10 protein-coding genes and 2 pseudogenes are annotated in these 14759 nt (G+C 61.4%); 7 read left to right on the top strand and 5 right to left on the bottom strand.

Annotated features, from left to right (window positions below; genetic code table 11):
• Positions 1-42: 42 nt before the first annotated feature.
• Both EPZ47_RS17570 and EPZ47_RS17565 read right to left on the bottom strand, forming a co-directional pair.
• Complete coding sequence (locus EPZ47_RS17570) at positions 43-1827, bottom strand: IlvD/Edd family dehydratase (RefSeq protein WP_135845970.1); 1785 nt, start codon at positions 1825-1827, stop codon at positions 43-45.
• 41 nt (positions 1828-1868) lie between these two features.
• Entirely contained in the window at positions 1869-3050 is a 1182-nt protein-coding gene (locus tag EPZ47_RS17565; protein WP_135845969.1) for a fumarylacetoacetate hydrolase family protein, read from the bottom strand.
• 113 nt (positions 3051-3163) lie between these two features.
• Between EPZ47_RS17565 and EPZ47_RS17560 the strand changes: the two genes are divergently transcribed.
• The 4 genes from EPZ47_RS17560 to EPZ47_RS17545 all read left to right on the top strand — a co-directional run bounded on the left by EPZ47_RS17560 (position 3164) and on the right by EPZ47_RS17545 (position 7385).
• Positions 3164-4126: a LysR family transcriptional regulator gene (locus EPZ47_RS17560; RefSeq protein WP_135845968.1), complete on the top strand. Its 963-nt coding sequence runs from the start codon at positions 3164-3166 to the stop codon at positions 4124-4126.
• A gap of 253 nt (positions 4127-4379) precedes the next feature.
• Positions 4380-5762, top strand: a complete 1383-nt coding sequence (locus EPZ47_RS17555; RefSeq protein ID WP_135845967.1) for an MFS transporter — start codon at positions 4380-4382, stop codon at positions 5760-5762.
• Positions 5759-6499 (top strand): SDR family oxidoreductase, encoded by a 741-nt coding sequence (locus EPZ47_RS17550; RefSeq protein WP_135845966.1) that lies wholly within the window; start codon positions 5759-5761, stop codon positions 6497-6499. The genes EPZ47_RS17555 and EPZ47_RS17550 overlap by 4 nt, the downstream gene beginning before the upstream one ends.
• A 37-nt stretch (positions 6500-6536) precedes the next feature.
• Positions 6537-7385 (top strand): ureidoglycolate lyase, encoded by an 849-nt coding sequence (locus tag EPZ47_RS17545; protein ID WP_135845965.1) that lies wholly within the window; start codon positions 6537-6539, stop codon positions 7383-7385.
• Positions 7386-7426: 41 nt separating this feature from the next.
• On the opposite strand, the gene EPZ47_RS17540 is transcribed toward EPZ47_RS17545, so the two are convergent.
• On the bottom strand, positions 7427-8320 hold the full coding sequence (locus tag EPZ47_RS17540) for a LysR family transcriptional regulator (RefSeq protein ID WP_135845964.1): 894 nt from the start codon (positions 8318-8320) through the stop codon (positions 7427-7429).
• A gap of 147 nt (positions 8321-8467) precedes the next feature.
• Between EPZ47_RS17540 and EPZ47_RS17535 the strand changes: the two genes are divergently transcribed.
• From EPZ47_RS17535 to EPZ47_RS17525, 3 genes are all read left to right on the top strand, one after another.
• Positions 8468-9547, top strand: coding sequence for a 4-oxalomesaconate tautomerase (locus EPZ47_RS17535; protein WP_135845963.1), 1080 nt, complete (start codon positions 8468-8470; stop codon positions 9545-9547).
• 136 nt (positions 9548-9683) lie between these two features.
• The gene (locus tag EPZ47_RS17530) at positions 9684-10988 is read left to right on the top strand and encodes a CitMHS family transporter (RefSeq protein WP_135845962.1); all 1305 of its coding nucleotides are present in this window, start codon (positions 9684-9686) and stop codon (positions 10986-10988) included.
• Between the two features lie 68 nt (positions 10989-11056).
• The gene (locus tag EPZ47_RS17525; protein WP_135845961.1) at positions 11057-12310 is read left to right on the top strand and encodes an OprD family porin; all 1254 of its coding nucleotides are present in this window, start codon (positions 11057-11059) and stop codon (positions 12308-12310) included.
• 87 nt (positions 12311-12397) lie between these two features.
• On the opposite strand, the pseudogene EPZ47_RS30875 reads toward EPZ47_RS17525, so the two are convergent.
• Positions 12398-12973 (bottom strand): annotated as a pseudogene (locus EPZ47_RS30875) (methyl-accepting chemotaxis protein); the annotation flags it as partial.
• Between the two features lie 282 nt (positions 12974-13255).
• Positions 13256-14449: pseudogene (locus tag EPZ47_RS30870) on the bottom strand (PDC sensor domain-containing protein); the annotation flags it as partial.
• Positions 14450-14759 lie beyond the last annotated feature (310 nt).

The following is a 14759-nucleotide window of genomic DNA, read 5'->3' as shown; positions in this document are numbered from 1 at the left end:
CTTCACGCTCGGTGCGCGGAAGCGATACTGAGCTTGCCCTCGTCAATGCGAATGACGCGGCTCCCCACTACGAGCAATCACTCGCAGATGCAAAGTCGCAGGCTCCAGGCAGCCCCCCGTGGACAGCTGTCCCACCAATTGCCGATACAGTTCCTGCCAAGGCGTTTGCGACGGCGGAATGTTCGGCGTCCACTCAAGCCGGCGGCGGTTCATTTCGGCGTCGTCGATCAGCAAGTTCACGGTTCGGGTGTTCAGGTCCACTTTCAGCCGGTCGTTGGTTTTCAGCAACGCCAGGCCGCCGCCCACGGCTGCCTCCGGGGACATGTTGAGGATCGACGGGCTTGCCGATGTGCCGCTCTGGCGCCCGTCGCCGAGGCAGGGCAGGGAGTCGATGCCTTGCTTGATCAGCGCCGCCGGAGGGGCCATGTTCACCACTTCGGCGCTGCCAGGGTAGCCCACGGTGCCAACGCCGCGGATCACCAGGATGCAGCGCTCGTCGATGTCCAGTGCCGGGTCGTCGATCCGGGCGTGGTAGTCCTCCGGTCCTTCGAACACGATGGCGCGGGCTTCGAAGCTATTCTCGGCACCGGGTTCGGACAGGTAGGTCTTGCGGAACGCTTCGCCCACCACCGACATCTTCATGATCGCGCTGTCGAAGAAATTGCCGCTGAGCACGATGAACCCGGCTCGGTGTTTGAGCGGGGTGTCGAAGGGGTGGATCACATCGGCGTTGCTGGTCAGGCTGCTGCGCACGATTTCGCCGATGGTCTTGCCGCTGACCGTGGCGCAGTCTTCATGCAGGCGTCCGGCTTTTTGCAGTTCATGCATGACCGCGGGCACGCCACCGGCCCGATGGAAACCTTCACCCAGGTACTTGCCCGCCGGCATGCAATTGACCAGTAGCGGCACGTCCTCGCCAATTCGTTGCCAGTCATCCAGGCTCAGTTCGACACCCATGTGCCGGGCAATGGCGATCAGGTGCGGTGGGCAGTTGCTCGAAGCACCCAATGCCGAGGCCACGGCGATGGCGTTCTCGAAGGCTTCGCGGGTCATGATCTGTGATGGGCGGACGTCTTGCAGCACCAGTTCGCAGATGCGCTTGCCGGTGGCATAGGCCATTTGTCCGCGTTCGCGGTAGGGCGCTGGAATGCTCGCGCAACCGGGCAGCGACATGCCCAGGGCTTCGGCCAGGGCGTTCATCGACAGGGCGGTGCCCATGGTGTTGCAGTGACCCACCGACGGCGATGCGGCGGTGGTCATTTCCATGAAGCCTTCGTAATCGATCTCCCCGGCGGCCATCAGGTTGCGCGCATGCCAGAGCACGGTACCGGAGCCGATCAACTCGCCCTTGTGGTGACCGTCGAGCATCGGCCCGCCGGACAGGACAATCGCCGGCAGATCGGTGGTGGCCGCCGCCATCAGGCAGGCCGGGGTGGTCTTGTCGCAACCGGTGGTGAGCACCACGCCGTCCAATGGATAACCATGAAGGATCTCCACCAATCCCAGGTAGGCCAGGTTACGGTCCAGTGCCGCGGTGGGCCGGCGCGACTGCTCGGCGATCGGGTGCACCGGGAATTCCATGGGAATGCCGCCGGCGTCACGGATACCGGCCTTGACCCGTTGTGCCAGCTCCAGGTGATGCCGGTTGCAGGGTGTCAGGTCGCTGCCGGTCTGGGCGATGCCGATGATCGGGCGTCCCGATTGCAGCTCTTCGCGGGTCATCCCGTAGTTCATGTAGCGTTCGACATACAGGGCAGTCATGTCCGCGTGGGCAGGGTCGTTGAACCATTGCTCGCTGCGCAGGCGGCGTTTTGGCGTGTCAGTCATGATTCATTTCTCTCTTGTAATTAGGCGAATCGGCAAACGGTTCAGCGGGCGAGCAGTCCTCGGGCGGCCAGGTTGCGCAGCAAGGCGCCGACGCCGAAGGTCCAGGGTGTGGCGTCGCAGCTGTGGGTCACTTGATTATGCAGGCTGCCGAGCAACGGGCTGCTGATACTGACCCGATCACCCAGTTTGTGGGTGAAACCGCCGCCGGCATGATCACGGTCTGCGGTGGGGGCAAACAAAGTACCCAGAAACAACAGGAAGCCGTCCGGATATTGGTGATTGCCATTGAGTGTCTGGCCTGCCAGGTCCTGCGGGTCACGGCTGATCTGGCTCATCGAACTCGAGCCGTGCAGGCGGTAACCGTCCTCGCCTCGAACCTCCAGATCGACCACGCAGGCCCGCACATCATCGAGGCTGAAGCCTTCGTCAAACAGACGAATGAACGGCCCGATGGCGCAGGACGCATTGTTGTCCTTGGCCTTGCTCAACAGCAGCGCACTGCGGCCTTCGAAATCCCGCAGATTGACGTCGTTGCCCAAGCTGGCGCCGTGGATCTGGCCGCGGCTGTTCACCGCCAGCACCACTTCCGGTTCCGGGTTGTTCCATTGGGAGCCGGGATGAATGCCAATGTGGCTGCCGCTGCCGACGGCGGCCAGGACCGGTGCCTTGGTGAAGATTTCCGCATCCGGGCCGATGCCGACTTCCAGATACTGCGACCACATGCCCTGTTCGATGAGCCAGGCTTTCAGGCGCATGGCCTGCTCAGAGCCCGGCACGATCGAGCGCAAGTTGTCGCCGATCACATTGTGCACCGTGGCGCGCACAGCTTCGGCTTTTGCCGCGTCACCGCCGGCCTGTTCCTCGATCACCCGTTCGATCATGCTGGCGGCGAAGGTCACGCCGGCGGCCTTGATCACTTGCAAATCCAGGGGGGGCAACAGCGACGGTTTGGACGGATCGGCGTTGAGGCCGGTGTTGGCCAGCAGGGCTTCGACGCTGGCAATGAAGGTGCCCGGTGTCTGCCGCACGGCGGCCAGTGGCGAGTCGGTTTCCAGCAAGTCACTCAAGGTCGCGAAACGATCCGACAGATCGAACACCCCGTCGCTGCGCAGCACAATGGGCGAGGGGCCGGCGATCCGGCCAGGCACCCAGGCGCGGCCAATCAGGGTTCCAGCCACGCCATCGACCGGCAGGGTGTTCTCGGGAGTAAGGAGTAGCGACATGGCGTTTTTCCTGGTTCGTAAAGCCTTCACGCTAGGATGCAGGGTCGATAAACTCCAATGAGATATATTCAGTATTCGATAACGCCAGGTTATTGCCGGTCCGAGGAAAATCCATGTCAGATCTGTCCTTTTCCAGCTTCTGCGGCTGGCTCAAATTCCGTCATCTGTTGCTGATCGACACCTTGGGGCGTACGCGCAATATGCATTTGGCGGCGCAGCAGATGAACCTCAGCCAGCCGGCCATCAGCAAGATGCTCAAGGAAATCGAAAGCCTGCTCGGCTTTGCTTTGTTCGAGCGACTGTCACGGAGCATGCCGCCCACCGCTCTGGGTGAGCATGTGCTGCGTTATGCGCAGATCGCCTTGAATGACGCGCGTTCGTTCGTCGAGCAAATCAGCAGCCTGCGCGAGGGCGGTCACGGCTATCTCAAGGTCGGCGGGATCTTCGCCGCCACGGCGGTGGCCCTGCCCGAGGCGATCCTGCAGATCAAGCAGCGTTGGCCGTTGCTGTCGATTGAAGTGGTGGAACAGACCAGTAACCACCTGATGGAGATGCTCGAAGAGAAAAGGCTCGATCTGGCAGTAGCGCGTTTTACCGATCAAAGCCAGCAGCAGTATTATGACTTCCAGCCGTTGGCCCCGGAGCCGTTCTGCATCGTGGTCAACAGCCAGCATCCGCTGGCGAACGCCGGGCCGACGTCCTTGCAGCAACTGGTGGACTTGCCGTGGATTCTCTACCCGGTCGGCACGCCGATACGCGCACGCATGGAACTGGCCTTCGCCGAAGCCGGAGTAGGGATGCCGCGCAACACCATCGACACCATCTCCATGCAGACCTTTCTCCAGGTCCTGCAGCGCGGGCCAATGATCGGGATGCTGCCCAATGCCATGGTCAACCCGTTGCTTGAAAGCGGCCAATTGATCACCCTCGACACACCACTGCACCTGGTGCCGCAGGATTACGGCATCCTCACGCGCAAGGGCGAGCAATTGGTGGGGGCGGCACTGGAGTTCGCGGACATTCTCAAGGAAAACGCTCGTCTGGCTGCAACATCGTCCACTCAAGAAAGTAGGTGAATCTGTGGGAGCAAGGCTTGCCCGCGATGCAGGCGCCTCGTATTCCCGCTGACCGCGTCGTCTTCATCGCGGGCAAGCCATGCTCCCACAGATAAATCCCCTCGCCACAAGTTAAGTGATTGCCGCTGGCACTTCGATAACGATCCGTTATCAGTTAATCCAAAAATGCCATTGGGAAAGAATCAATTCTCGACAGTAGAGTGACCCCCTCATAAAAACAATCAGGCATGCCCACATGCCCTGGGGTGACCTCATGCAAACCGTATCCGAGCATTTGCCAGCGCAAGCGCCTGCCTGCGAACTCGACTTTGAGGACCGGACCTATCGCAAGGTGATCTGGCGGATCCTTCCCGTCCTGCTCTTGTGTTACATGGCGGCGTACCTCGACCGGGTGAATATCGGCTTTGCCAAGCTCGACATGCTCAGCGAGCTGCAATTTAGCAACACGGTGTATGCCTTGGGCGCCAGTATGTTTTTCTGGGGTTATTTCCTTTTCGAAGTCCCCAGCAACCTGTTGCTGCATCGCTTTGGCGCGCGGTTCTGGATTGCCCGGATCATGCTGAGCTGGGCGGTCATTTCCATGGCCGTGGCCTACACCGTGCCGCTGGCGGGCTTCTTCCACATCGAATCGAGCAGCATGTTCTACGTGCTGCGCTTTCTGTTGGGCATCTGTGAAGCCGGGTTTTTCCCCGGCGTGATCCTGTACCTCAACTACTGGTTTCCCACCCATCGGCAAAGCCGGGTGATGTCCGGTTTCCTGCTGGCCCTACCAGTCAGCCTGACCCTGGGCGGGATACTCTCCGGTTGGCTGATGAACAGCATGCAAGGGGTGCATGGCCTGTCCGGCTGGCAATGGATGCTGCTCATCGAAGGCATTCCGTCAATCATCATGGCGTTTGTGGTGATCGTCTGCCTGGCCGACAACATCGACAAAGCCAAATGGCTGAGTGTCGCGGAAAAAGCCATGCTCAAGGCCAATCTGCACACCGACAACCAGGGCAAGGCCACACGCTTGAGCGAAGTGTTTTTCAACCCTCGGGTGTGGTTGCTGGTACTGATTCTGCTGACCTTCAATACCGGCTTCTACGGCCTGGCGTTCTGGATGCCCTCGATCATCAAGAGCACCGGCATCACCAACAGTTTGCACATTGGTCTGCTCACCGCCATCCCTTACTCGGTGGCGATCGTGGCGATGCTGCTCAATGCACGGCACTCCAATCGCACCGGTGAGCGGCGCCTGCACGCGGCCATTCCTGCCTTCATCGGTGGCGTGGGCCTGATCCTCAGTGCCTTCTTCGCCGACAACCTGGTGTTGTCCGTGCTCTTTCTCAGTGTCTCCGCCTCGGGGATCCTCAGCCTGATGCCGATTTTCTGGACCCTGCCCGGGACGGTGCTCTCGGGCGTTGCCGCCGCGGCGGGCATCGGCATGATCAACGCCATCGGCAACTTGTCGGGTTTCACCGGCTCGATGATCACCGCCGTGGCGGAAAACCTCACCGGCAACATCAACAACGGCACCTATGTGCTGGCCCTGTGTCTGTTGGTCAGTGGCGGGCTGATCCTGGCCATTCCCGCATCGATGCTCGGCAGGACGCCAAAAACCGCGATCACCCCGGCAAACCTGGAGGCCGCATGAACCTGCAGAACAAACGGGTGCTGGTCACCGCCGCAGGGCAGGGCATCGGCCTGGCCTGCGCCATGGCCTTCGCCCGGGCCGGTGCCGAGGTGTTTGCCAGTGATATCGATATCCACGCCCTGGCGGGTATCGATGGGGTCACCGCCATCACCCTGGATGTCACATCGGCCACCGCCATCAGCGCCGCCTGCGAACGTATCGGTGGGTTGGACGTGCTGTTCAACTGCGCCGGTTACGTGCACAGCGGGAACATCCTCGAATGCGACGAAGCCGCCTGGGCGCGTTCGCTGGACCTCAATGTCACGGCCATGTACCGGACGATCCGCGCATTCTTGCCAGGCATGCTGGCGCGGGGTGGCGGTTCGATCATCAACATGTCGTCGGTGGCCTCCAGCCTCAAAGGCGTGCCGAACCGTTTTGCCTACGCGGCCAGCAAGGCGGCCGTGGTGGGCCTGACGAAGGCCGTTGCCATCGATTTCGTGACTCAGGGCATCCGTTGCAATGCGATATGCCCGGGTACCGTGGACTCTCCGTCGCTGCGTCAACGCATCGCCGCCCAAGCCGCGCAACAGGGCGTGGAGGAGGCACAGGTCTATCGGCAATTCCTCGAGCGCCAGCCCATGGGCCGTATCGGCAGTACCGAAGAAGTCGCCCAGTTGGCGGTGTATCTGGGCAGCGATGCGTCGAGCTACACCACTGGTGGCGTGCATGTCATCGATGGCGGCATGAGCATCTGAGCCCGGTTTTCACTTTGAATTTGAACAGGAGAAATCCATGAAACTGTTGCGTTATGGCGAAAAAGGTTCGGAGAAGCCCGGCCTGTTGGATGCCGATCATCAGATCCGCGACCTGTCGGGCCATGTCCCGGACATCGCCGGACAGGTCCTGGGCCCAGACAGCCTGGCAGCGCTTGCCGCCCTCGACCCGCGCAGCCTGCCGCTGGTTGCCGGCCAGCCTAGGATCGGCGCCTGTGTCGGGCAGGTCGGCAAGTTCATCTGCATCGGCCTGAACTACGCCGACCATGCGGCCGAGTCGAATATGGAGGTGCCGAAAGAGCCGATCATCTTCAACAAATGGACCAGCGCCATCTGCGGGCCGAACGACGACATCCAGATCCCGCGCGGCTCACTCAAGACCGACTGGGAAGTCGAGTTGGGCGTGGTCATCGGTAAAGGCGGGCGCTACATCGATGAAGTAAACGCCATGGAGCATGTCGCCGGCTATTGCGTCATTAACGACGTGTCCGAGCGCGAGTGGCAATTGGAACGCGGCGGCACTTGGGACAAGGGCAAAGGCTTCGACACCTTTGGTCCGCTTGGCCCGTGGTTGGTCACCCGGGACGAAATCGCTGATCCGCATACGCTGGATCTCTGGCTGGAGGTCGACGGACACCGCTATCAAAATGGCAATACCCGGACGCTGATCTTCAGTGTGCCGCAACTGATTGCCTACCTGAGCCGCTGCATGAGCCTGCAACCTGGCGACGTGATCTCGACCGGCACGCCACCCGGCGTAGGCTTGGGCATCAAGCCACAGCCGGTTTTCCTGCGTCCGGGCCAGACCCTGCGCCTGGGGATTGCGGGGTTGGGTGAGCAGCGTCAGGTCACAGTGCAGGCGGACTGAGCCAGCGGTTCTCGCCGCCGGCCCGGCTACCCACGCTGTATTCAGTCGATGCGCCACTGCCCGAGCAAAATCGCCACAAACTTCTCTGCGGCAGGCGAAAGGGAAGCGCCACGGCGATAAACCAGGCCCAAGGTACGCGTCACTTCCGGCTCGATCAGTGGCACGCTGACCAGGGTCGGATGATCGGCGGCGGGCATCGCCAGGCTCGGCATGGCCGACACGCCGAGGCCGGCTTCGACCATCCCCAGCGAGGTCGACAGGTGCTGCACCTCGTAGAACCACTTGGGCCGTAGGCCAAGCCCAGACAACGCATGGTCGAGCAGCATGCGGTTGCCGCTGAGGCGGCCCACGCCGATCAGGCGGTGCTCGACCAACTCGGTCCAGCTCACCGAAGCTCGGCTGGCGAGTTCATGATCACGGCGGCAGGCCAGCACGAAGTGCTCCTGGACCAGGGATACGAACTCGATGTCCGGGTGCTGCCCACTCATCATATTGATACCGAAATCGGCTTCGCCGCGCAGCACGGCCTCCAGGCCGTCGTTGGCGCTGAGGTCGAGCAAGCGAATGCGAATCTTCGGGTACTGCTCGTTGTATTGCCGGATGACCGAGGGCAGGAAGTAAAACGCTGCGGTCGGAATGCAGGCCAAGGTGACCTGGCCGGTCTGCCGTTCGGCCAATTCGCGGATGCTCAGTATCGAGTCCTCGAAGTCATCGAGCAGGCGGCGTGCCTTGGGCAGGAAATCGCGCCCCACGCTGGTCAGGCCGACGCGGCGGGTGGTGCGTTCGAGCAGAGGGGTACCCAGACCCTCTTCAAGCTTCTTGATTCGACGACTCAGGGCAGGCTGCGACAAGTGCAGGACTTCTGCCGCCTCATGAAAGCTGCCCAGTTCGGCGATTTTCACGAAAGATCGAATATCTTGCAGCTCATAATTCATAGGGAGACCGTTCCTTTGAGCAAGAATCTATTCATGTTTGTGAAGCAATAATAGCGACGATATTTGCATTGGATTGATTTATCCACCCCTGTCACTCTTGTTTTCAACACATCAATGTCCCCAATTGATCAACAAGAGTCAGTAGTTATGCAACGAATTCCTTGTGTGCTCATGCGCGGCGGTACCTCCAAAGGACCTTTCTTCCACGCCTGGGATCTGCCTACCAATATCGTCGAGCGCGACGAGATGTTGATCAACCTGATGGGCTCCGGTCACGAGCTGGAAATCGATGGCATCGGCGGTGGCAGCCCGCAGACCAGTAAAGTGGCAATCATCAGTCCGTCATTGCATGCCGATGCCGATGTCGACTACCTGTTCGTTCAGGTCATGGTCGCCGATCGCCGTGTCGACACTGCACCCAACTGCGGCAACATGCTCTGTGCGGTCGGCCCGTTCGCCATCGAACAGGGGTTGGTCAAGGCCACTGACGGCAAGACCCTGGTGCGCATCCGTAACCTGAACACCCAGACCTTCGTCAACGCTTTGGTAGAGACGCCCGGTGGCGTCGTGCGCTACGAGGGCCGCACGGCCATCGATGGCGTGCCGGGTACTGCGGCGCCGGTCCAGCTGACGTTCCTCGATGCCGTCGGCAGCAAGACCGGCAAGCTGTTTCCCACCGGCCAGGCAACCGATGTCATCGATGGTATCCCGCTGACCTGCATTGACATGGCTATGCCCATGATGATCGTCCATGCCAGCCACTTGGGCATGACCGGCAGTGAACGTCCGGCCGACCTCGACGCCGACACGCAACTGCGCAAGCGCCTGGAGGCGTTGCGCCTCAAGGCCGGCCGTGCAATGGGCCTGGGCGACGTGAGCAACATGGTGATTCCAAAACCGGTGCTTGTTTCCCACCCACGCGAAGGTGGCACGCTGCAGGTTCGCTACTTCATGCCCCACAGCTGCCACCGGGCACTGGCTATCACTGGCGCCATCGGCCTGGCGACGGCCTGTGTCAGCCCCGGCACCGTGGTAATGGATCTGCTCGGCGCGACCGCGCAGGAGCTGAGCCTGGTGCGTCTCGAACACCCCAGTGGCGGTATCGAGGTTGCGCTTTCACGCAGCGGTGCAGACGGCAAGACGATCCAGGCTTCGGTCGTGCGCACCGCCCGCCGGCTGTTCTCGGGTTTTGTCTACGCCCCGACGGTGCGTCGGCTCGCCGGCTGAGTTTGGTTCACCCGCGCATCCGTAAACCTTGATGTTGCAATACAATCGCTCCGAGTGCCGCCAGGTATCGGGTGCGATAGGCGGCCGCCTGCCTGTCGGGTGGTCACAAAGACAATAAAAACAAGAGAAACAACCCATGCTCGCACTCCTTGGCTTGGTCATGGTGGTGGCCTTTACCTACCTGATCATGAGTAAACGCCTGTCACCCATCGTCGCCCTGACGGTCGTGCCCATCGTCTTTGCCGTCATTGGCGGTTTCGCGCCGACCACCGGCAAGATGATGCTCGATGGCCTGAAGATGGTCGCGCCCTCAGCCGCACTCTTGCTGTTTGCCATTCTGTTCTTCGGGTTGATGATCGATGCCGGATTGTTCGATCCGCTGATCCGCAAGATCCTCAAGCGGGTCAATGGCGATCCGGTGAAAATTGCCATCGGGACCTCGCTGTTGTCCCTGCTGGTGGCACTCGATGGAGACGGCACCACCACTTACATGATCACCTGCGCCGCGATGCTGCCGCTGTACAAGCGCATCGGCATGAACCCGATGATCCTGGCGACCATCTCGATGTTGTCGCTGAGCATCATGAGTGGCATGAGCCCCTGGGGAGGCCCGGCCACACGTGCTATCGCAGCCCTTGGCCTGGACGCCACCGAGTATTTCATCCCGATGCTGCCGACGGTCATCGGTGGCGCGGCGTGGGTGGTGTTCACTGCGTTTCTGCTGGGGCGCAGAGAGCGTAAGCGCATTGGCAATATCACGCTCGAGTCCGGGGGCGGCAACTGCTATATCAAGGCGATCCTGGAAGACACCCCGCACAAGCGGCCGCGCCTGGCCTACGTCAACCTGGTGCTGGTGATCGCGGTGATGACCGCGCTGGTACTGGGGGTGATGCACGCCGCGATCCTGTTCATGATCGGCTTTGTGGTCGCCCTGATGATCAACTATCCGCAACTTGATGTGCAGAAGGAACGGATCCTGGCCCATTCCGGTAACGCCATGACCGTCGTCCTGCTGGTGTTCGCCGCCGGTATTTTCGCCGGTATCTTCTCGGGCACCAAGATGGTCGATGCCCTGGCGCAGACCCTGGTCGACTGGATCCCGCAATCCTGGGGGAATTGGTTCCCGCTGGTCGTGGCCGTGACCAGCATGCCGTTGACGTTCGTACTGTCCAACGATGCCTACTACTTTGGCGTGGTGCCTATCCTGGCCAACGCCGCCGCGGCCTACGGCATCTCCCCGGTGGAGATCGCCCGTGCTTCGGTTCTCGGTCAACCGGTGCATCTGATGAGCCCGTTGGTTGCCTCCACGCTGCTGCTGGTAGGCATGGTCGACCGGGATATCGGTGATTTCCAGAGGGCCACCGTCAAATGGGCAGTGCTGACCTCCCTGGTCATCACCGGCCTTGCCCTGGCCACCGGCGCCATCTCCCTCTTCGTCTGAACCCGGCCTGCGGGCGCCACATTGGCGCCTGCCGCCAGCGATCTCAACAACAAAAAGAGTATTCGACTATGTCCCGAGTCATTCTCCGCGGCGCTGCCTGCGCCACGCTGTGTGCCTGCGTCCCTGTGGCCGGCGCTGCCGGTTTCATCGATGACAGCAAGCTCAAGCTGCAACTGCGCAACGTCTACTTCAACGAAAACTTCCGCGACGAACAGGGCCTGAGTGCACGCGCCGCCGCTACCGCGAAAAGTGAGCGGGTGGAATGGGCCCAGGGCTTTCTGCTCGACTACCAGTCCGGCTTCACTCAAGGCACCCTGGGGCTTGGCGTGGATGCGTTGGGCCTGGTCGGCATGCGCCTCGACTCGGGACGGGGGCGTAGCGGGACGGGGTTGCTCCCGGTGCATGACGACGGCCGCGCCGCAGACGAGTTCGCCAGCGCCGGCGCTACGGCCAAGGCCAGGCTGGGTAGCACCGTCGTCAAGTACGGCACCTTGCTGCCCAAGACACCGGTCCTGGTCTACAACGATGCGCGCCTGCTGCCGCAGACCTACCAGGGCACCCAGATGGTCAGCAACGACATCGACGGCCTGACCCTGACCGCTGCCCAACTGGATCGTTTCAAGCTGCGTGATTCCTCCGACAGCACCGGCCTCTACATGGACGGCTACAGCGGCAGCAAATCGGGCGACTTCAGCTATGCCGGCGCCGACTACAAGGTGAGCAAGACCCTGCGCCTGAGCTATTTTCACGGTGAACTCGACGGTTTCTACCGCCAGGACTTCGCCGGTATCCAGCACGACTTGCCCCTGGCGGGCGGGGTGCTGACCAGCGACCTGCGTTACTTCAACAGTCGCGACGGCGGTGCGGCTTATGGTGGGCGTATCGACAACGACATGCTCAGCGGGCAATTGGCGTACGCCCACAGTGGCCACACCTTCGGCGCCGGCTATCAGGTGCTGGATGGGGAGGGCGGGTTGCCCTATATCAGCGGCGCCACTGTGTACTCGTTCAGCAACGTGGGCATCGGCAAGTTCATCGAGGAAGAGGAAAAGACTTGGATGGCCAGCTACGCCTATGACTTTTCTGTTTCGGGTCTACCGGGATTGACCTTCATGACGCGTTACCTGAGCGGCGACAATGGCCGCTCCGGCAGCGACGGCCTGAGCGAGTGGGAACGGGACATCGAATTGGCCTATGTGCTGCAGTCCGGGCCGCTCAAGGGATTGGGGGCGAAGCTGCGCAATTATGTCTACCGTGCGGACTTTGCCCGGGGACGCGACAGTAACCGTCTCTATCTGACGTACGATATCGCGCTGTGGTAGCCGGATATCCCTGCTGGGCTGCGCAGCAGCCCCAGACCAGGCACTGCGGTCGTCCAGGTGAAAGCGCGTCAGCCAGCGTTACGCCCTTTAAATCTTGAAATGACCCACCAGGCGCTGCTGATGGTTGGCCATGGCATGCAGCGAGTGGCTGGCCTGCGACGCATCCTGCATCTGGCCGGTCAGTGTTTCGCTGATGCTTCGGATGTCACTGACGCGACGGCTGATGTCTTCCACGACTGAACTTTGCTCCAGGGCCGCGCTGGCGATTTGCTGGTTCATTTGTTCGATCAACTCCACGGCGTCGGTGATGTGTTGCAGTGCCCCTTGGGTTTGTTCGACTTGAACGACGCTGCCCCGGGCCAGTTCGCGGCTCAATTGGGTGCTGTGCACCACGTCCTGGCTTAATTGTTGTAACGCTTCGATCACGGTGCGTATCTGCTCGACCGAGTTCTGGGTGTTGCTGGCCAGGTGGCGAACTTCGTCAGCCACCACCGCGAAGCCACGCCCCTGTTCACCCGCCCTGGCTGCTTCGATGGCGGCATTCAAGGCCAGCAAGTTGGTCTGTTGGGCGATGGCACAGATGACGTCCAGGACCTGGTCGATTTGTTGGCTATTGTCAGCCAGTGCCTTCACCTGTCCGAGTGTCGTTTCCAGGCGCCGGTCGAGGGTATCGATGCTATTGACGGCGTTGGCGAACAATTCCCGCCCTGATCGGCTGGCACTTTCGGCGACGGTGGCAGCGTCTGCCGCTTGGTGAGAGTGGCGGGCGACTTCCTGGGCGCTGGTGCTCATTTCATGCAATGCGGTGGCGGCCAGTTCGACTTCCTGATACTGCTTGTGCATGCCCGCACTGACCTCCCGGGCAACCCGCGCAGAGGTATCGGCGGTGTCCCGGGTATCCTGGGAAGCCTGCTGGATGTCCCGGATGATGGGCTGCAATTTGTCGAGAAAGCGATTGAACCCACTGGTCAATTGGCCCAGTTCATCGCTGCGATCGTTGGGCAGGCGCTGGGTGAGGTCACCGTCGCCCTCGACAATGGCATTGAGCATATGGGCCACACTGAGCAGCGGTCGGGTCACGCCGTAGGCGGTCAGCCAGATGAGCAATAATCCCAGGCTGCTGGCCAGCAATCCGAGGCTGAGGTTGAACCAGTTGGCTTGGCGATGCTTGTCGTCCAACTGCGCCTGCATTTGCAGGGCAGGTGCCTGAACCAGCGCTTCGGGCACGCGTATCTGCAACTGCCAAGGGGCGCTTTGCGTGACGGTTTGCACCGCTTGCCGCACGTCTATGGAGACACCCGTCACGCTGCCGCTGTGGCCGGCCGTTTGGCCGGACGGGGACAGAATGGTGATTTCGCTGTGGCCGGGATACAGGTCCGCGGCAAGACTGCCGGCGAGTTTCTGCAGGGTATCGAGGCTGATGTCCATGCCCACGACGCCGATGGCTTTGCCCTTGTCCATCAGCGGCACCGAAATGCTGCTCATCAGGGTTTTCTGGCCTTCGACCTCAACCGCATAAGGCTCTGTCACGCAGGTGCGCTCCTGAGTCTGTGGGCAGACGTACCAGGCGTTCGCCGGTTCGCTGCCCGCCGGCGCCTCATTGGCGAAGATCTGCGCTTCGCTGAGCACTTCTTGAAACAGGTTCCCAGGCTGGCTTTGCGACCAATACAGGGCAAAGCGACCTTGTTCGTTACTGGCCAAGCCACGTTGCCCTGCGAACGCTGAATCTTTACCTGCCAGCGCATCGGGAAGCAGCACGACGTACAGGCCGAGAATCTTCTCGCGATTGAGCAGTGTTTGGCGGGTAGCGCTGATCAGGTCCTGCCGCAGTTGCTCGGCGGTCAAACGCCCGCTCTGGGCCTGGGCGCGCAGTTGCAGGACCTCTTGGGCAAACCCTTCCCCGTACAGGGCGGTTTCGCTGAAAAAACGTTCCACTCGCTGGCCGTGAGCGAAGGCCTGGGCCTTTAGACCTTCCAGGGCCGATTGCCCAAGCAACTGGCTGCTCTGCAGTTTCAACAGCTTGGCACCCTGTTGATTCTGATACAGGGACGCGCCAGTCAATGCACCGACGACGGCCAGCAGGGACAGCCCACTCAAGAGTGTGATGCGCCATTGGATAGTGAGGCGAGTGAAGAGCATGTCGAGGTTCCTGCGCCTGGGGCTTCAGGCCGCGCGGGCCAAGACCTGTTCAGGCGTTGGCAAGGCGCGAGCCACTTGATTTTTATTGTTCTGCGACCGGCACCGGGGTGGAAGGGCGGGCAAGGCTATCTTGCGCGAGGAGGGGCCGGCCAGTTAGCCCGAATCGGCAACGACGGCGGTATGGCCTGACATGGCGGTGGTCCACTTTGGGGCGGCGTCGGGGATGCTGCCGATTTGGGATAGCGAAGGGTTTTGGCCAGGGCATAGGATCGAATCCAGCGTGCAACCAAAACAATAAGCGTCTGGAAAG

Origin of the sequence: Pseudomonas viciae (genome assembly GCF_004786035.1) — a bacterium.
Lineage (GTDB): Bacteria > Pseudomonadota > Gammaproteobacteria > Pseudomonadales > Pseudomonadaceae > Aquipseudomonas > Aquipseudomonas viciae.
The sequence above is the reverse complement of the archived record's forward strand: the minus strand, read 5'-3'. Positions and strand labels throughout refer to the sequence as shown.